Raw genomic sequence first — 18,395 nt, forward strand, 5'->3', positions numbered from 1 at the left:
CCGAAAGCGATCGGCATCCAGATGGCAAGGCTTAACAATCCCATTTTTATCTTGTCCTCAAAACCGTTAAGCGAGCCAGACGAAATACGTCATCAGCACGAACACACCCAAAATCATGACCAGGGCATAGTGGTACAGGAAGCCCGACTGGAACCAACGCACCACACCAGACACCAAGCCCACGACTTTCCAAGAACCGTTGACCAAGAGACCGTCGATGATGGCGCGGTCGCCCACCTTCCACAGGCCCAAGCCCAAACCACGAGCGCCCTTGGCGAGAATGTTTTCGTTGATCCAGTCCATGAAGTATTTCTGCTCCAAGACCACGATCAGTGGGCGCAAAGCACGGGCGAAAAACGCAGGCACTTTGGGGTTGATGAGGTACATGTACCAAGCAGTGACCACACCCGCCAAAGCCAACCAAAACGGTGCGGTGCTCAAGCCGTGCATCGCCATGGCCACAGGGCCATGGAACATCTCACCGAGTTGCTTCATGGCGGGGTGCTTGACGGCATCGATGAAGATGACATCTTTGAAGAACTCACCGTACAGCATGGGCTGGGTGGTCATGAAACCAATCACCACCGAAGGAATGGCCAACAAGACCAAGGGCACCGTGACCACCCAAGGCGACTCGTGGGGCTTGTCGTGACCGTGGTCGTCATGACCATGGTGATCATCATGGCCATGGTGCGCATCCGGGTTCTGGTCGTAGCGTTCTTTGCCGTGGAAAACCAGGAAATACATGCGGAATGAATAGAAGGCAGTGACGAACACGCCAGCCAAAACTGCGAAGTTGGCAAAGCCAGCGGCAGGCAGCGTGCTCAGGTGCACGGCTTCGATGATGCTGTCCTTCGAGTAAAAACCCGAGAACAAAGGCGTTCCAATCAAGGCCAGCGAACCCAGCAAAGAGGTGATCCAAGTGATGGGCATGTACTTGCGCACGCCACCCATCCAGCGGATGTCTTGGTTGTGGTGCATGCCCATGATGACCGAGCCCGCGCCCAAAAACAGCAGCGCTTTGAAGAAAGCGTGTGTCATGAGGTGGAACACCGCCACCGAGTAGGCCGATGCGCCCAGAGCCACCGTCATGTAACCGAGCTGCGACAAAGTGGAGTAAGCCACCACGCGCTTGATGTCGTTTTGGATGATGCCCAAAAAGCCCATGAACAAGGCTGTGATCGAGCCAATCACCATGATGAAGTTGAGGGCCGCATCAGACAACTCAAACAAGGGCGACATGCGTGCGACCATGAAGATACCTGCCGTGACCATGGTCGCAGCGTGGATCAGCGCAGAGATCGGTGTGGGGCCTTCCATCGAGTCAGGCAGCCACACATGAAGCGGGAACTGCGCAGACTTGCCCATGGCACCGATGAAGAGGCAAATACAGATCACGGTGATCAGCATGGCGTCCATGCCGAAGACATACCAAGGGAAGTTGATGGCAGCCAGTTCATTGGCTTTGGCAAACAACTCGGTGTAGTTGAGCGTACCGGTGTAGGCCACGATCAGGCCAATGCCCAAAATGAAGCCGAAGTCACCCACACGGTTGACCAAAAAAGCCTTCATGTTGGCAAAGATGGCGGTCGGTTTGTTGTACCAAAAACCAATCAACAAATACGACACCAAACCCACTGCTTCCCAACCGAAAAACAGTTGCAGCAGGTTGTTGCTCATCACGAGCATCAGCATGGAGAAGGTGAACAGGGAGATGTAGGCGAAGAAACGGTTGTAGCCTTCGTCTTCTTCCATGTAACCGATGGTGTAGATGTGCACCATCAGCGACACAAAGGTCACCACGCACATCATCATGGCGGTGATGCCATCGACCAAGAAGCCGATCTCCATCTTCAAACCACCCACCACCATCCAGGTGTAGAGGGTTTCATTGAAGCGGGCACCATCGATGACATTTTTGAGTGTCATGGCCGACAAGATGAAGGCCACCAGCACGCCCAAGATGGTCAGCGTATGGGTCAGCCGGCGGCCGATCCAGTTACCACCGAATTGGGTGCCGAGCACACCCGCCAGTACCGAGCCCACCAGGGGCGCGAGGGGCACAGCCAGCAGCGTACTGGCATTGAGGGTTTGACTCATATTCTTATTAACCCTTGAGCGAATTGAGTTCGTCCACGTTGATGTTGTTCTTGTTGCGGAACAACAGCACCAGGATGGCCAAGCCAATGGCCGATTCGGCCGCAGCCACCGTGAGGATGAAGAACACAAACACTTGGCCGTGCATGTCACCCAGGTAGTGAGAGAAGGCCACAAAGTTCATGTTCACGGCCAACAACATCAACTCGATGGCCATGAGCAAAACGATCAGGTTTTTGCGGTTCAAAAAGATGCCGATCACGGCCAATGCAAACAGCATGGCGCCGAGCGACAAAAAGTGTCCAAGGGTCAAAGTCATCATTTCTTCACCTCTTCTGAGGCTGCTTCGCTTGCCAACACCGGGTCAGGCGCGACTTGTGTCGCCGTCATCTTGACCAACTGCATGCGGTCAGCAGCACGAACCCGAACTTGAACCGACGGGTCAATGGCCTTGCTGTCTTTGCGCTCACGCAAGGTCAAGGCAATCGCAGCGATCATGGCCACCAACAAAATGGCTGCCGCAATCTGAATGGGCATCAAATATTCGGTGTACAACAAGATACCCAGCGCCTTGACGTTGTCCACCTGCACAGCGCCTGCAGCCATCGCCGGCGCTTCCGCCAATCGGAAACCCGACAACAAGACCGCAGCCATCTCAAGGGCGACAACCGCACCCAGAGTCGCTGCGAGCGGGAAGTTTCTCCAAAACCCCTTGCGCACCGTGTCAATGCCAATGTCCAGCATCATCACCACGAACAAGAAGAGCACCATGACAGCGCCCAAATACACCAGCACCAACAAGATGGCTAAGAATTCGGCGTTGAGGAGGAACCAGACCGCAGAGGCTTGCGAAAACGCCAGCATGAGGTACAGCACTGCGTGCACGGGGTTGCGTGCGGTCACCACCCGGAATGCTGCAAACAGCAGCACCACCGAGAAAAGGTAAAAGAAACCGGTCTTGACGTCCATAGGTCTGTCTTTTTAAGTGTTCAGGACTGGCGGCGTTCAACGGTAAGGAGCATCTGCGGCTTTGGCAGCCGCGATCTCTTTTTCGTAACGGTCGCCCACGGCCAGCAACATGTCCTTGGTGAAGTACAAGTCACCGCGTTTTTCACCGTGGTATTCAAAAATGTGGGTTTCGACGATCGAATCCACTGGGCAGCTCTCTTCGCAAAAACCGCAAAAGATGCACTTGGTCAGATCAATGTCGTAACGCGTGGTACGGCGTGAGCCGTCTTCTCGCTGACCTGCCTCGATGGTGATGGCCATCGCAGGGCACACGGCCTCGCAGAGTTTGCAAGCAATGCAGCGCTCTTCACCGTTGTCGTAACGGCGCAGTGCATGCAGGCCACGGAAACGTGGTGACAGCGGTGTTTTTTCTTCCGGGAACTGCACTGTCACCTTGCGGGCGAAAGCGTAGCGTCCGGTCAGGGCCATGCCCTTGATCAACTCCACGAGCATGAAGCTCTTGAAGAAATCTTTGATCGAAAAGGAGGAAGCAGTCATTGTGGTCATGTCGTGCACCGCTTATTTCCAGATGTTCCATGGTGAGTGGAGCCAAACGCCCACCACCAGCAGCCACACCAATGTGACTGGGATGAAAATCTTCCAACCCAAACGCATGATCTGGTCATAACGGAAGCGCGGGAAAGTGGCACGAATCCAGATGAACATGGACACGACCAAGAAGGTCTTGAGGCCCAGCCAGATCCAGCCAGGAATCGCATTGAACAAGGCGCTGTCGATGGGCGACAACCAGCCACCCAAGAACATGATCACAGCCAAGATGGACACGAGCCACATGCTGGCGTATTCAGCCAAGAAGAAAATGGCGAAGCCCATGCCGGAATACTCGACCATGTGGCCGGCCACGATTTCGGCTTCACCTTCGACCACGTCAAAGGGGTGACGGTTGGTTTCTGCTACGCCTGAAATCAGGTAAACGATGAAGATGGGCAACAGAGGCAGCCAGTTCCAAGAGAAGATGCCCAGGCCCATGTGCGCAGCTGTACCCTTACCTTGCGCCAAAACGATCTCGGTCAAGTTCATGCTGCCCGAGACCATCAAGACCACCAAGAAGCAAAAGCCCATGGCAATTTCGTAGCTCACCATCTGTGCCGAAGCACGCAGTGCACCCAAGAAGGCATATTTGGAGTTAGAAGCCCAACCCGCGATGATCACGCCGTACACCTCGATCGAGGTGATGGCCATCACCAGCATCAAACCCGTGTTGATGTTGGTGAGTGCCACTTCGGGCCCGAATGGAATCGCCACCCATGCGGCCAAAGCCGGCATGATGGCCATGATCGGACCCAATCGGAACAAGCCCAGACTGGCAGCTGATGGGTTGATCAATTCCTTGGTCAGGAGCTTGAGCGCATCGGCAATTGGTTGCAGCAAGCCCATCGGGCCCACGCGGTTGGGACCGTGCCGCACTTGCATGAAGCCCAAAAGTTTGCGCTCCCACAGCGTCAGGTAAGCCACAGCACCCATCAGCGGCGCAAGGATGGCGACGATCTTGAGCAAGATCCAAAGCACTGGCCAAACCAAAGTGGCCCACCAGCTGGCAGCCACCAAGTTCAGGCCGCCGTTGTACAGAGCGTCAATCATGGCGCCACCTCCTGGCGTGCGTCTGCGGTCAATTGCAAGGACGGCGCGCGGCGAACGATGCCATCGAGTTGGTAAATCGAAGCGCTCACAGGTGCAGTTGTCGTGGCGTTCAAAGTGATCGCGGCACGTGTGGCGTTCGATGCGGACAAGGGCTGTGCAGTCGCGCGGGCCAAAACCTCTTGTGAGGTTTCAAATGCCACACCCGGGATGTCAAGCAAGTTGGCCAATACACGCAACACTTTCCATGCGGGACGGGTTTCAGCCAGGGGCTTGACCACGGCATGGAAGCTTTGCAGACGGCCTTCTGCGTTGACAAAGCTGCCCGATGTTTCGGTGAAAGGAGCGATCGGCAGCAACACATCGCTGAAAGCCATGTTGGCTTTGAACGGACTGAGTGTCACGACCATTTCGGCCTGCCCCAAAGTCTGGGCTGCGGCGGCACCTGCTGCGCTGTCGAACTCAGGTTCGGTGTTCAGCAAGATCGCGGCTTTGAGACCACCGGCCAACATCTGGCCTGCGTGCTTGCCACCGGTTTGGGGCTGGGCACCGACCCACTGTGCGCCCACGGTGTTGGCCGCTTCAGTCAGGTAACCGACACTCGCACCGGTTTGCTCAGCAATCCAGTTGGCCAGAGCAAGCAAGCTCGATGCATTGACTGCATGCGCTGCGGCGTTGCCCAGCAACACAGCTTTGCGTTCGCCGCCCATCAAGGACTTGGCGATGGCTTGCGCTTGGGCCGTGGCAGTGCCAGCTGCGGGAGCGCTCACACCCTTCTCGGATGCGATGGCAGCCGCCACATCGGCCAGAGCTTGCGCCCAGCCGGAAGCGTCGGACAAAACGGCCTGCGCCACGGGCATGGCCCAAGCATCTGCATGGCTGAAAGCCGCAGGTGTTGTGATGACATGGAGCTGAGCGCCATGGCGCACGGCGTGCCGCACGCGCAATGCAAACAGCGGATGGTCTTTGCGCAGGTTGGAACCCACAACCAGAACGCGCTGCAAAGTGGACAGCGATGCAACTGATGTGCCCAAGGTGCGCACGCCTTCGCTAGCGCCAAACTCGGCGTTGCGCAGGCGGTAATCGATGTTGTCTGAACCCAGCCCGCGCACCAGAGCGCCAGCGAGATACAACTCTTCCACCGTGCTGTGCGGGCTCACCAGTGCGCCGATGCTGCCCGCACCGTGGTCACGCTGGATGTTGCGCAAGCCATTGGCCACGTATTCGAGGGCTGTTTGCCAGTCGACTTCTTTCCACTCGCCGCCCTGCTTGAGCATGGGGCGTGTCAGGCGGTCAGAGCCGGTCAGAGCTTCGTAAGAGAAACGCTCACGGTCGGCGATCCAGCACTCATTCACGTCTTCGTTTTCCAGGGGCACCACGCGCATGACCTGGTTGTTCTTGACCTGCACAATCAGGTTGGCACCGGACGAATCGTGCGCCGCCACCGACTTGCGGCGCGACAGCTCCCAAGTGCGGGCGTGGTAGCGGAAAGGCTTGCTGGTCAAAGCGCCCACGGGACAGATGTCGATCATGTTGCCCGACAACTCGGAGTCGATCGTCTGACCCAGGAAGGTTTCGATCTCTGCATGCTCACCACGGTGCGACATGCCCAACTCCATCGCGCCAGCCACTTCTTGGCCAAAGCGCACGCAGCGTGTGCAGTGGATGCAGCGGCTCATCTCTTCCATGGAGATCAGCGGGCCGACTTCCTTGTGGAACACCACACGCTTTTCTTCTTCGTAACGCGAGGTGCTGCCGCCATAACCCACGGCCAAGTCTTGCAACTGGCACTCACCGCCTTGGTCGCAGATGGGGCAGTCCAGCGGGTGGTTGATCAGCAAAAACTCCATGACCGACTTTTGCGCCGCAATGGCTCGGTCGCTCTTGGTGCGCACGATCATGCCTTGCGTCACGGGCGTGGCGCATGCGGGCATGGGCTTGGGGGCTTTTTCGACCTCGACCAGGCACATGCGGCAGTTGGCCGCGATGGAGAGTTTCTTGTGGTAGCAGAAATGGGGGATGTAGGTGCCGGCTTTTTCGGCCGCATGCATCACCATGCTGCCTTCGGCAACTTCCACTTTCTGACCGTCGAGTTCTATTTCAACCATGGGTCTTCACCGCTGTTGCATCGGCTTCGACCATAGAGGTCTTGTGCTCGATGAGGTGTACAAATTCGTGACGGAAATGCTTGAGCATGCCGCGCACTGGCATGGCCGCTGCGTCGCCCAAGGCGCAAATCGTGCGGCCCATGATGTTGCCGGCCACGCTGTCGAGCATGTCGATGTCGCTGGCACGACCGTGGCCGTTTTCAATGCGGTCCACCATGCGCCAAAGCCAGCCTGTACCTTCACGGCAAGGCGTGCATTGGCCACAAGACTCGTGCGAATAAAAGTAAGACAAACGCGCCAAGGCCTTGACCATGCAGCGGGTCTCGTCCATGACGATCACCGCGCCCGAACCCAACATCGAACCGCCCTCTTTGGCGATGCTGTCGTAGTCCATGGTGAGTTTCATCATCAAATCGGCCGGAATCACAGGCGATGAAGAACCGCCAGGAATCACGGCTTTGAGTTTGCGACCGCCGCGCACACCACCCGCCAATTCGAGCAGCTTGGCAAACGGTGTGCCCATGGGCACTTCGTAGTTGCCAGGGCGCTCCACATCACCGCTGACCGAGAAGATCTTGGTGCCGCCGTTGTTGGGCTTGCCGCATTCCAGATAAGCCTGACCACCATTGCGGATGATCCACGGCACCGCTGCGAAGGTCTCGGTGTTATTGATCGTGGTGGGCTTGCCGTACAGACCAAAACTGGCGGGGAACGGTGGCTTGAAGCGAGGTTGGCCTTTTTTGCCTTCGAGCGATTCGAGCAAAGCGGTTTCTTCGCCGCAGATGTAGGCGCCAAAACCGTGCGACGCGTGCAACTGGAAGCTGAAGGTGCTGCCCAGAATGTTGTTGCCCAAGTAGCCTGCAGCGCGGGCTTCTTCGAGGGCCGCTTCAAAGCGTTCGTAGGTGTGGAAAATTTCGCCGTGGATGTAGTTGTAACCCACGCTGATGCCCATGGCATACGCCGCGATGATCATGCCTTCGATCACCGTGTGCGGGTTGTACTCCATGATGTCGCGGTCTTTGCATGTGCCCGGCTCGCCTTCGTCCGAATTGCACACCAAATACTTTTGACCAGGGAACTGGCGGGGCATGAAGCTCCACTTCAGGCCCGTGGGGAAACCCGCACCACCGCGACCACGCAGGCCGGACTCTTTGACTGTGGCGATCACCTGGTCTTGGGTCATGCCCGCCACGCCGGTTTCGGCGTTTGGCGCAGAGCCATCTTTGCCCAGGATCTTGCGCAAGGCCGCGTAGCCGCCACGCGCTTCGTAGTCTTTGATGCCCCAATTGCGGCCATTCAAGCCCGCATAAATTTGCGGGTTGATGTGGCGGTCATGGAAGCAGCTTTCCACGCCGGTGGCTTGGAATTGGCTCAGAATTTGTTCGACGTTCATCAGGCGGCCTCGGCTTTCTTCAGGCTGTCGACCAGTTGGTCAAGCTTTTCGTGGCTCATGAAACTGCACATATGGCGGTCATTCACCAGCAACACGGGAGCATCCGCGCAAGCACCTTGGCATTCGCTGGGTTGCAACGTGAATAAGCCATCGGAGGTGGTTTCACCGGCGTGCACCCCCAATTTGTGCTCCAGATGGGCCAACGCTTGCGCACCACCACGCAACTGGCAAGGCAGGTTGGTGCAAACGTTCAGTTTGAACTTGCCCACCGGCTTTTGGTTGTACATGTTGTAGAAGGTGGTGACTTCGTGCACGGCCATCACGGGCATGCCCAACACCTCGGCCACGACTTGCTCACTGTCGGGGCTGACCCAGCCTTGTTCTTGCTGCACGATCGACAGGCAGGCCATGACGGCCGACTGCTTTTGATCCGCAGGGAACTTGGCAACTTCACGCGCAAAGCGTGCTCTGGTGGAATCAGAGATCATCGGTCAATCTCTCCAAAAACGATGTCCATGGTCCCGATGATCGCGACCGCATCGGCCAGCATGTGGCCACGGGCCATTTCATCGAGGGTGGCCAAATGGGCAAAGCCCGGGGCGCGAATTTTGAGGCGGTAGGGCTTGTTGGCCCCATCGCTCACCATGTAAATGCCGAACTCGCCTTTCGGGTGCTCGACCGCTGCGTAGGCCTCGCCTTCGGGTACATGAAAGCCTTCTGTGAAGAGCTTGAAATGGTGGATCAAGTCTTCCATGTTGGACTTCATGCCCTCGCGCGAAGGCGGTGCAATTTTGTGGTTGTCGGTGATGACCGGACCAGGGTTGGCGCGCAACCAAGCCACGCACTGCTGGATGATGCGGTTGGATTCGCGCATCTCAGCCATGCGAACCAAATACCGGTCATAACTGTCACCGGTTTTGCCCACAGGCACGTCGAATTCGACTTTGTCATAGGCATCGTAGGGCTGCTTCTTGCGCAAGTCCCAGGCAAAGCCGGAGCCGCGCAGCATGGGGCCGGTCATGCCCAGATTCAGGGCACGCTCGGGGGCCACCACGCCGATGCCCACCGTGCGCTGTTTCCAGATGCGGTTGTCGGTCAGCAGGGTTTCGTACTCGTCCACGCACTTGGGGAAGCGCTGCGTGAAGTCGTCAATGAAGTCCAGCAAGGAGCCACGGCGGTTGGTGTTGAGCTGCTCGATGGCTTTGGCATTTTTGACCTTGCTCACTTTGTACTGCGGCATGCTGTCAGGCAGGTCACGGTACACGCCACCAGGACGGAAGTAAGCGGCATGCATGCGCGCACCAGACACGGCTTCATACATGTCAAACAGGTCTTCACGCTCGCGGAAGGTGTAGATCAAGATGGTGGAGCTGCCGCAATCGTTGCCGTGCGAGCCGAGCCACATGAGGTGGTTCAGGATACGGGTGATTTCCGAGAACATCACGCGGATGTACTGGGCGCGCATGGGCACTTCGAGGCCCAGCATCTTCTCGATGGCCAAACAGTAAGCGTGCTCGTTGCACATCATCGACACGTAATCCAAGCGGTCCATATAGGGCAGCGATTGGATATAGGTTTTGCTTTCCGCCAGCTTTTCGGTGGCACGGTGCAGCAAACCGATGTGCGGGTCAGCGCGTTGCACGACCTCGCCGTCCAGCTCGAGCACCAAACGCAGCACGCCGTGGGCGGCCGGGTGCTGTGGACCGAAGTTCAGCGTGTAATTCTTGATTTCGGCCATGTCAGTTCAGGCCTCCATAGTTTTCTTCGCGGATGATGCGGGGCGTGATTTCGCGTGGCTCAATGCTCACGGGCTCATAAATCACGCGCTTGCGCTCGGCGTCGTAACGCATTTCAACGTGACCCGACAGTGGGAAGTCCTTGCGGAATGGATGACCGATGAAACCGTAATCGGTCAAGATGCGGCGCAGGTCGTTGTGGCCTTCAAACACGATGCCGTACAAGTCAAAAGCTTCACGCTCGTACCAGTTGGCCGAATTCCAGAGTTCATTGACCGAAGCCACCAAAGGCAAATCGTCCTCGGGGCACAGCACCTTGACGCGCACGCGCTGGTTCAGACTGACCGACAGCAAGTGCACCGTCACGCCGAACCGGGGACCATCGGTGCCCACGTCGCGGTAAGTGGAATAGTCCACACCAGCCAGATCGATCAGTTGCTCGAATTGGCAGCCCGCGACATCGCGCAGGGTCTGCATCACACTCAGGTAGTGGGCTGCGCTCACATGAACAGCAACCTCACCCAGAGCGATGGAAATACTTTGAACCCGATCACCCAAAGCCGCAGCCAAGGTGTCTTGCAGGTCTTCGGGGCGAATGGCGAAATGGGTCATCGTCATTCCCTTCAAGCGCGCGCGATGGTCTGCGTGCGGCGGATTTTTTGCTGCAACTGAATGATGCCGTAGATCAACGCTTCTGCTGTGGGCGGGCAGCCCGGCACATACACATCCACCGGCACAATGCGGTCGCAACCACGTACCACGGAGTAACTGTAGTGGTAATAACCACCGCCATTGGCACAAGAACCCATGGAGATTACCCAGCGCGGTTCAGACATTTGGTCATAGACCTTGCGCAAGGCCGGGGCCATCTTGTTGCACAGGGTTCCGGCCACGATCATCAAATCGGCTTGGCGTGGGCTGGCGCGGAAAACTTCAGCACCAAAGCGGGCCAAGTCGTAACGGGCAGTCGCTGAATGCATCATTTCGACCGCGCAGCACGCCAGACCAAAGGTCATGGGCCAAAGAGAACCCGTTTTGGCCCAATTCACCACCGAGTCGTAACTCGTGGTGATGAAACCTTCTTTCATCACGCCTTCAATCATTTTGAGTCCTTAAGCAGGCCGAATGGTGTTGTGTTTGACAAAATCATTCCCAGTCCAGGGCGCCTTTTTTCCATTCGTAGACGAAGCCTACGACCAGAATGGCCAAGAAAATCACCACGGCCACAAAGCCTGCAAGACCCACCTCCTTGAGCGCCACAGCCCAAGGGAACAGGAAAGCGATTTCCAAATCGAACAAGATGAACAAGATGGCGACCAGGTAATAGCGCACATCGAACTTCATGCGGGCGTCTTCGAAAGCTTCGAAGCCGCATTCATAGGGGGAATTTTTTTCTGCATCAGGCTTGTTGGGGCCAAGGATGTAGCCCAAAACCTGGGGAATGATGCCGACAGCAATGCCGACCAAAATGAACAAGAGAATGGGGAGGTACTGATCGAGGTTCATTTTGGAACTTGCGGTATCACCGAATGAATTGCCCAAGCCTTTCGGATTGGGTTTTTCTGTTTATCTGGTGCCGTCGGCGAGACTCGAACTCGCACAGCTTTCGCCACTACCCCCTCAAGATAGCGTGTCTACCAATTTCACCACGACGGCTGGATACGTTTAACCCGATTGCAAGAGGTGCACCACATGGCGCAATTGGCTCTCAGGTCAGACTCCGAGTTTACTCTGAAAACTCCGCTATTTCCTTTTACAAACAGGGAAAATTGTGCAGAGCAACAAAGCTGAATGCCAACTTACTTGGCGGGTGCCGGTGGCACGCTGTTGTCAGGCTTGGCTGCAGGCGCGTTACCGGGAATTTGTGCAGCCGTACTGCTGTCCACGGGCGCTGCGGGAGCGGTGACGGCGGCACCTTCCAAAACGCTGCCCGATGGGGCTGTGGGACGGACATTGCTGAAATACGCCAACAACAAGGTGCATACAAAAAACACCGCGGCTAAAACAGCGGTGGTCCTCGACAGAAAATTGGCACCACCGGTAGCGCCAAACAGGCTGCCCGAACCGCCACTGCCAAAGGCCGCGCCCATGTCAGCACCTTTACCGTGCTGGATCAGGATCAAACCGATCATGGCCAAAGCCGACAACATCTGCACCACCAAAATCAAAGTCAACACCATGCTCATCTCTATCTCCAAAAATCAATCAAAACTTAGCCAAAGAATCAGCGCGAAGCCGTCTTCAGCATGGATAAAAAATCAGGCGCTTTCAACGCGGCACCACCAATCAGGCCACCATCCACATCGGTCTGGGCCAACAAGTCGGCAGCGTTGGCAGCATTCATACTGCCCCCATACAAAATCGATACGCGGTCAGCGTGAGCAGTCGCGACTTGCAACTGGGCCCGCAACACAGCATGCACCTTTTGTGCTTGCTCCGGCGTGGCCGTCAATCCCGTGCCAATGGCCCAGACTGGCTCATAAGCCACCACGATTTCACTGATGCAATGGCCATTCGCATGAATCACCGCCGCCAACTGTCTTTTGACCACCACTTCGGTCTGACCCGCTTCGCGCTCGGCCAGACTCTCGCCCACACAAACAATCGGGGTGATGCCGGCCGCCAATGCACGTTGGGCCTTGCTGGCGACCAACATATCCGACTCAGCGTGGTATTGCCGCCGCTCCGAATGACCTACGATGCAATAGCGCACGGCAAAGTCTCTCAACATGGTTGCTGAAACCTCACCTGTATAAGCCCCGTCTTCGTGGGCAGACACATCTTGCGCCCCCAAGGCTATGGAGGTCCCAGTGAGCAAGCTTTGCATTTGCGCCAGATACAGCGAAGGCACACACACCGCAGAGCGGCAATACACATCGACCGAGTCAGCCAACAAATCGGTCAACAAAGACGCATTGGCAGCCAAGCTGCCATTCATCTTCCAATTGCCGATCATCAACTTGCCGCGCATGGCTGTCACCAAGTCACCACCAATTTGCCTACATGCTGATTGGTTTCCATCAAGGCATGGGCTTGCGCCGCACCCGATGGCAAACCACCACCCGCCTCTGCCGCAGCAAACACGCTGTGGATGACCGGCTTGATGCGGCCCGACTCGATCCAGGGCCAAACAGTTTTAAGCAAAGACTGGGCAATCGCGGCTTTGAAGGCCACAGGACGTGGACGCAAGGTCGAACCCGTGATGGTCAAACGGCGGCGCAGCACCATCCCAGCGTTGAATTCGCTCTTGATGCCGCCTTGCACAGCGATGATGACCAAGCGGCCATCTTCGGCCAGGGCCTCGACTTCACGCGCCACGTAGTCACCGGCGACCATGTCCAAAATGACATTCACACCCGCACCGCCGGTCAGGCGCTTGGCCTCGGCGACGAAGTCGGTGGTTTTGTAATTGATGGCGTGGTCCGCACCCAAGGCCAGGCAAGCCTGGCACTTGGCGTCAGAACCCGCCGTGGCGATCACGGTCGCACCGGCCGCCTTGGCCATTTGGATGGCTGTAACGCCGATGCCGCTGGTGCCGCCTTGAATCAACAAGGTCTCACCCGCTTGCAATCGCCCCCGGTCAAACACATTGCTCCAGACTGTGAAGAAGGTCTCGGGCAGCGAAGCGGCTTCAATGTTCGTCAGGCCCTTAGGCACTGGCAAGCATTGGGCCACGGGTGCCACACACAGCTGCGCATAACCACCGCCAGCGACCAAGGCGCACACACGGTCGCCCACCGCCAAACCCGCTTCGGCCATGGCCGTTGCATCACCCGATACCACCACACCCGCGACTTCCAGGCCCGGAATATCCGAGGCACCGGGGGGTACGGGGTAATTGCCCAGGCGTTGCAGCACGTCGGGGCGGTTGATGCCGCTGGCCGAAACGCGAATGAGCAACTCACCTACCCCAGCAACGGGGTCAGGGCGGGAGCCAGGGACCAGCACCTCGGGGGCGCCGTAGCTTTGGATTTCAATGACGTTCATGGTGAATCTACGCGATGCCGGGTGATCGCTGATCACCCGAAGCAACGCTGTTTAGCCTTGGGCAGGACGGTCCAACAAAGCCTTCATCGACAGCTTGATGCGGCCTTTTTCGTCGGTTTCCATGACCTTGACTTTGACAATCTGGCCTTCGCTCAGGTAGTCGGTCACTTTTTCAACGCGCTCGTGGGCGATCTGGCTGATGTGCAGCAGTCCGTCTTTACCGGGCAACAAGTTGATCAAGGCGCCGAAGTCCAAGATCTTGGTCACTGGGCCTTCGTAGACCTTGCCGATTTCGACTTCGGCGGTGATCTGCTCGATGCGCTTCTTGGCGATCTCGGCCTTCTCGCCGTCGGTGGCCGCGATGGTGATCGTGCCGTCTTCGGAGATGTTGATCTGGCAACCGGTTTCTTCGGTCAGGGCGCGGATGGTGGCGCCGCCTTTGCCGATCACGTCACGGATCTTCTCGGGGTTGATCTTCATGGTGAAGAGCTTGGGTGCGAAATCAGACACTTCGGTGTTGGCTTCGCTCATCGCTTCTTGCATCTTGCCCAGAATGTGCATACGGGCTTCTTTGGCCTGAGCCAAAGCAACTTGCATGATTTCTTTGGTGATGCCCTGGATCTTGATGTCCATCTGCAACGCAGTGATACCGTTGGTGGTACCAGCGACCTTGAAGTCCATGTCGCCCAAGTGGTCTTCGTCACCCAAGATGTCGGTCAACACCGCAAAGCGGTTGTCTTCCTTGATCAGGCCCATGGCGATACCGGCCACGTGGGCCTTCATCGGCACACCGGCGTCCATCATCGACAAGCAGCCGCCGCAGACCGAAGCCATGGACGAAGAACCGTTCGACTCGGTGATCTCAGACACCACACGCACGGTGTAGGGGAACTCTTCTTTGGTCGGCAACACAGCGGCCAAAGCACGCTTGGCCAAACGGCCGTGGCCGATTTCGCGGCGCTTGGTCGAGCCCATGCGGCCCACTTCGCCGGTGGCAAAGGGAGGCATGTTGTAGTGGAACATGAAGCGGTCTTCGAACTCACCAGCCAGCGCGTCAATGCGCTGCGCATCGCGCTCGGTGCCCAAGGTGGTGATGACCAAAGCCTGGGTTTCGCCACGTGTGAACAAGGCTGAGCCGTGGGTGCGGGGCAACACGCTGTTGCGGATTTCGATAGGGCGCACAGTGCGTGTGTCGCGGCCGTCAATGCGGGGCTCACCCGCCAAAATCTGGCTGCGCACGATGCGGGCTTCGATTTCGAACATCAGGCCGTCGAGCTTGACGCTGTCGAAGGCCACGCCCTCTTCAGCCAAAGCGACTTTGACCGAAGCGTAGGCTTCGCGGCAAGCGTGTGTGCGGGCTTGCTTGTTGCGGATTTGGTATGCAGCACGCAGCTTCTCTTCAGCCAATGTGGCCAACTTGGCTTCGAAAGCGGTGTCGCGGGCAGGCGCTTGCCAGTCCCAGACAGGCTTGCCAGCTTCGCGGACCAGTTCGTGGATCGCGTTGATGGCAATCGCCGACTGCTCGTGACCATACACCACGCCGCCCAACATGATTTCTTCGGACAGTTGCAGGGCTTCGGATTCGACCATCAGCACAGCGGCTTCGGTACCGGCCACCACCAGGTCCATCACGCTGTCTTTGCGCTGGGTTTGGCCGGGGTTCAGGACGTATTCACCGTTGATGTAACCCACGCGAGCGGCACCAATGGGGCCATTGAACGGGATGCCCGAGATGGACAAGGCGGCAGACACGGCGATCATCGCAGCGATGTCGGCATCGACTTCAGGGTTCAAAGACACGGTGTGGATGACCACGTGCACGTCGTTGTAGAAGCCTTCGGGGAACAGAGGACGGATTGGGCGGTCGATCAGACGGCTGGTCAGGGTTTCGTGCTCGCTGGGCTTGGCTTCACGCTTGAAGAAGCTGCCAGGGATCTTGCCTGCGGCGTAAGTCTTCTCGATGTAGTCCACCGTGAGGGGGAAGAAGTCTTGACCGGCTTTGGCGATCTTGGAACCCACCACAGTGGCCAGCACCACGGTGCCTTCCATATCGAGCAGCACAGCGCCGCCAGCTTGGCGAGCCACTTCGCCAGTTTCCATCTTGACCGTGTGCTGGCCCCACTGGAACGTTTTGGTAACTTTATTGAAAATGGACATGTTCAGAACTCCTGAAAACAAAAGCGCATGAGGCTGCACTGTGGGCCCGGAAGTTGACGCTCTGAACTCGATGCCATTCCACAAAACCTTGGGTTGAAAGTCTTGTGGAATGACACAGCGCGGGTTCTTTGTGACAAATTCCGAAGAAAAAAAGAATAAAGCGCCTGAGCTAGTGAACTAACTCAGGCGCTTTTCATCTGGAGAGACGATTACTTACGCAGGCCAAGCTTGGCGATCAGCGCAACGTAACGGTCAGCATCACGGGACTTGAGGTAGTCCAACAGTTTGCGGCGACGGCTCACCATGCGCAGCAGACCGCGGCGACCGTGATGGTCTTTGGCGTGTGTTTTGAAGTGAGGTGTCAGCTCGTTGATACGAGCTGTCAGCAAAGCCACTTGGACTTCTGGGGAGCCAGTGTCATTGGCAGCACGTGCGTTGGCCTTGACGACCTCGGCCTTGATTGAAGATGCAATCATGGTATTTCCTTGTTTTCGCCGAATTCTTGAGGAATATCAGCGGGTTAATGACTTGCGCCAACTGCCGGAAAAGCGGATGGCGTGCGCTTTGCAAATCGCAAAACAGGCGGATTATAGCCCGAAAGCCCGCCCTTTTCACCCGAAGTCGGCATTTGCTCGCTTCAAGGCTCGGCATGAAGACACCAACAATTGGGATCTGACCCCTATTAATTAATTGGGGTCAGATCCCAATTAATTCTTGGCCAACCAGCCTTTGAGCCGTTCCACGCCCTGACTCAGCCTGTCCAGGTCTTTCGAAGCGAAGCACCAACGCAGCCAACCCGCTGCTTCGGGGGCAAAAGCCTCGCCAGGGGCCAGCCCCAGGCCCGCTTCGGCCACCAAGCGTTTGGCCGTCTGCACCGCATCCGGGTGACCATCGAGCCTGAAAAACGCATACATGCCGCCCCGAGCTGGAGCCAATTGAACACCCGGCACAGCCTGCAACAGCGGCACCAAGGTGTCGCGGCAGGCTTTGAGGTGCGCGACCACGCGGGGTGTGATGTCGGCGGTATTTTGCAAAGCCACCACCCCAGCCTTTTGGGTGAAGACCGAAGCGCACGAGGTGTTGAACTCGATCAGTTTGCCCATGTGGGGCGTCATGGTGGCGGGCATGACCAACCAACCCAGACGCCAACCGGTCATCAAAAAACTCTTGGAAAAGCTGTGCACCACGACCAGGCGGTCGTCGGGCTCAGCCACATCCAGAAAAGACGGGGCGCAGCCATTGGCCGTGTCGGTTTCGTAATACAAGCGCTCGTACACCTCGTCGGCCAGCACCCAGGTGCCGGTGCTGCGGCAGTGCTCCAATATTTCGGCCTGTTCGGCACGATTGAGCGTCCAGCCCGTGGGGTTGTTGGGCGAATTGACGATCAACATGCGCGTGGCGGGCGTGATGGCGGCTTTGAGGGCAGCCATGTCGAGCTGCCACTGACCAGCAACCGGGCGCAGAGACACACATTTCAAATTCGCGCCCATCACCAAAGCCTGCGCCGTCAAATTTGGCCAGACGGGCGTGACGGCGACCACCTCGTCGCCCGTGTCGATCAGGGCTTGCGCGGCCAGCATCAAGGCGTTCACGCCGCCCGAAGTGATGGCCAGCCTGTCAACCCCAACGGGACCGTGCAAGGCAGACATGTAGTCGGACACGGCCTGGCGCAACTCGGGCAAACCCAAATTGTGCGAATAAAAGGTCTCGCCTTTTTGCATGGACTCGATGGCCGCCTGGCGCACGATGTCGGGCGTGACCTCGTCGGATTCGCCAAACCAGAAGGCCAGCACATCGGGGCGGCCCATGCCCGCGTTGGCCACTTCGCGGATGCGGGACTCTTCCAGGTCCATGACGGTCTGGCGCATGAAAGGAGCGGTGTTTTTGTTCATGCACCCATCGTAACGGCAGGTCTACCCTGCTGGTGTCACCCTTTGCACAAGCGCTGCACTTGCCTATGATGAACGGCACAACAACAGACAGGGAGACCGCCATGAACACAGGGCATTGGATGCGCGCGCTCGCCAGCGTGGGTTGTGGGCTTTGCTTGATGGCCATATCGCCAGCCAGCCATGCGGTAGACAACTTCACAGCCGTCACGGCCTCCGACAAGCCCGCGAAGACCAAAAAACCGAAACAAAGTAAAGCATCCAAACCGCCCGTCAGCCCCAACACGGGCGAGAGCAAGACTGAGCGGGACAAGCGTCTTTTGCGCGAATGCAGGGGCAAGGCCAATGCTGGAGCTTGCGAGGGGTTTGCCAGTTAAACGTCATCGCGGCGGGGGCGCCGCTCCTACAAGGAATGTGGGAG

Annotated in this window: 20 protein-coding genes and 1 tRNA gene; 2 read left to right on the plus strand and 19 right to left on the minus strand. The window is 57.5% G+C overall.

The window, feature by feature from the left end; translation table 11 throughout:
* Positions 1–66: 66 nt before the first annotated feature.
* From nuoL to rpsO, 18 genes are all read right to left on the minus strand, one after another.
* Positions 67–2,100, minus strand: a complete 2,034-nt coding sequence (nuoL, locus tag SWE17_RS09395; protein ID WP_322992841.1) for an NADH-quinone oxidoreductase subunit L — start codon at positions 2,098–2,100, stop codon at positions 67–69.
* A gap of 7 nt (positions 2,101–2,107) precedes the next feature.
* Entirely contained in the window at positions 2,108–2,416 is a 309-nt protein-coding gene (nuoK, locus tag SWE17_RS09400; protein ID WP_100119811.1) for an NADH-quinone oxidoreductase subunit NuoK, read from the minus strand.
* On the minus strand, positions 2,416–3,066 hold the full coding sequence (locus SWE17_RS09405) for an NADH-quinone oxidoreductase subunit J (RefSeq protein WP_322992842.1): 651 nt from the start codon (positions 3,064–3,066) through the stop codon (positions 2,416–2,418). Before SWE17_RS09405 ends, nuoK begins: the two co-directional genes overlap by 1 nt.
* Positions 3,067–3,102: 36 nt before the next feature.
* A complete protein-coding gene (nuoI, locus tag SWE17_RS09410; RefSeq protein ID WP_416235001.1) occupies positions 3,103–3,603 on the minus strand; it encodes an NADH-quinone oxidoreductase subunit NuoI in 501 nt (166 codons plus the stop codon).
* Between the two features lie 21 nt (positions 3,604–3,624).
* Complete coding sequence (gene nuoH / locus SWE17_RS09415; protein ID WP_322992843.1) at positions 3,625–4,707, minus strand: NADH-quinone oxidoreductase subunit NuoH; 1,083 nt, start codon at positions 4,705–4,707, stop codon at positions 3,625–3,627.
* Positions 4,704–6,812, minus strand: coding sequence for an NADH-quinone oxidoreductase subunit NuoG (gene nuoG / locus SWE17_RS09420; protein ID WP_322992844.1), 2,109 nt, complete (start codon positions 6,810–6,812; stop codon positions 4,704–4,706). The genes nuoH and nuoG overlap by 4 nt, the downstream gene beginning before the upstream one ends.
* The gene (gene nuoF / locus SWE17_RS09425; RefSeq protein WP_322992845.1) at positions 6,805–8,205 is read right to left on the minus strand and encodes an NADH-quinone oxidoreductase subunit NuoF; all 1,401 of its coding nucleotides are present in this window, start codon (positions 8,203–8,205) and stop codon (positions 6,805–6,807) included. Before nuoF ends, nuoG begins: the two co-directional genes overlap by 8 nt.
* A complete protein-coding gene (gene nuoE, locus SWE17_RS09430; protein ID WP_322992846.1) occupies positions 8,205–8,693 on the minus strand; it encodes an NADH-quinone oxidoreductase subunit NuoE in 489 nt (162 codons plus the stop codon). The genes nuoF and nuoE overlap by 1 nt, the downstream gene beginning before the upstream one ends.
* Positions 8,690–9,943 (minus strand): NADH-quinone oxidoreductase subunit D, encoded by a 1,254-nt coding sequence (locus SWE17_RS09435; RefSeq protein WP_322992847.1) that lies wholly within the window; start codon positions 9,941–9,943, stop codon positions 8,690–8,692. Before SWE17_RS09435 ends, nuoE begins: the two co-directional genes overlap by 4 nt.
* A gap of 1 nt (position 9,944) precedes the next feature.
* Positions 9,945–10,553 carry an NADH-quinone oxidoreductase subunit C gene (locus SWE17_RS09440; RefSeq protein WP_322992848.1) on the minus strand — a complete coding sequence of 203 codons (609 nt, stop codon included), beginning with the start codon at positions 10,551–10,553 and terminating at the stop codon, positions 9,945–9,947.
* Positions 10,554–10,564: 11 nt separating this feature from the next.
* Positions 10,565–11,044, minus strand: coding sequence for a NuoB/complex I 20 kDa subunit family protein (locus SWE17_RS09445; protein ID WP_089960498.1), 480 nt, complete (start codon positions 11,042–11,044; stop codon positions 10,565–10,567).
* A 43-nt stretch (positions 11,045–11,087) separates the two neighbouring features.
* Entirely contained in the window at positions 11,088–11,447 is a 360-nt protein-coding gene (locus SWE17_RS09450) for an NADH-quinone oxidoreductase subunit A (RefSeq protein ID WP_322992849.1), read from the minus strand.
* Between the two features lie 65 nt (positions 11,448–11,512).
* A tRNA-Leu gene (locus SWE17_RS09455) sits at positions 11,513–11,597 on the minus strand.
* Positions 11,598–11,740: 143 nt separating this feature from the next.
* The gene (gene secG, locus SWE17_RS09460; protein ID WP_322992850.1) at positions 11,741–12,127 is read right to left on the minus strand and encodes a preprotein translocase subunit SecG; all 387 of its coding nucleotides are present in this window, start codon (positions 12,125–12,127) and stop codon (positions 11,741–11,743) included.
* 38 nt (positions 12,128–12,165) lie between these two features.
* Entirely contained in the window at positions 12,166–12,912 is a 747-nt protein-coding gene (gene tpiA, locus SWE17_RS09465; RefSeq protein ID WP_322992851.1) for a triose-phosphate isomerase, read from the minus strand.
* 5 nt (positions 12,913–12,917) lie between these two features.
* A complete protein-coding gene (locus SWE17_RS09470; protein WP_322992852.1) occupies positions 12,918–13,928 on the minus strand; it encodes an NAD(P)H-quinone oxidoreductase in 1,011 nt (336 codons plus the stop codon).
* 51 nt (positions 13,929–13,979) lie between these two features.
* Positions 13,980–16,085, minus strand: coding sequence for a polyribonucleotide nucleotidyltransferase (gene pnp / locus SWE17_RS09475; protein ID WP_322992853.1), 2,106 nt, complete (start codon positions 16,083–16,085; stop codon positions 13,980–13,982).
* Positions 16,086–16,294: 209 nt separating this feature from the next.
* Complete coding sequence (rpsO, locus tag SWE17_RS09480) at positions 16,295–16,561, minus strand: 30S ribosomal protein S15 (RefSeq protein ID WP_019428565.1); 267 nt, start codon at positions 16,559–16,561, stop codon at positions 16,295–16,297.
* Between rpsO and SWE17_RS09485 the strand changes: the two genes are divergently transcribed.
* Positions 16,560–16,775 carry a hypothetical protein gene (locus tag SWE17_RS09485; RefSeq protein WP_322992854.1) on the plus strand — a complete coding sequence of 72 codons (216 nt, stop codon included), beginning with the start codon at positions 16,560–16,562 and terminating at the stop codon, positions 16,773–16,775. The genes rpsO and SWE17_RS09485 overlap by 2 nt on opposite strands.
* Positions 16,776–16,792: 17 nt before the next feature.
* On the opposite strand, the gene SWE17_RS09490 is transcribed toward SWE17_RS09485, so the two are convergent.
* Positions 16,793–17,977: a pyridoxal phosphate-dependent aminotransferase gene (locus SWE17_RS09490; RefSeq protein ID WP_322992855.1), complete on the minus strand. Its 1,185-nt coding sequence runs from the start codon at positions 17,975–17,977 to the stop codon at positions 16,793–16,795.
* Between the two features lie 101 nt (positions 17,978–18,078).
* On the opposite strand from SWE17_RS09490, the gene SWE17_RS09495 reads away from it, so the two are divergent.
* Positions 18,079–18,351 (plus strand): hypothetical protein, encoded by a 273-nt coding sequence (locus tag SWE17_RS09495; RefSeq protein WP_322992856.1) that lies wholly within the window; start codon positions 18,079–18,081, stop codon positions 18,349–18,351.
* Positions 18,352–18,395 lie beyond the last annotated feature (44 nt).

It is taken from the genome of Limnohabitans sp., assembly GCF_034680285.1.
Taxonomy (GTDB): domain Bacteria; phylum Pseudomonadota; class Gammaproteobacteria; order Burkholderiales; family Burkholderiaceae_C; genus Limnohabitans_A.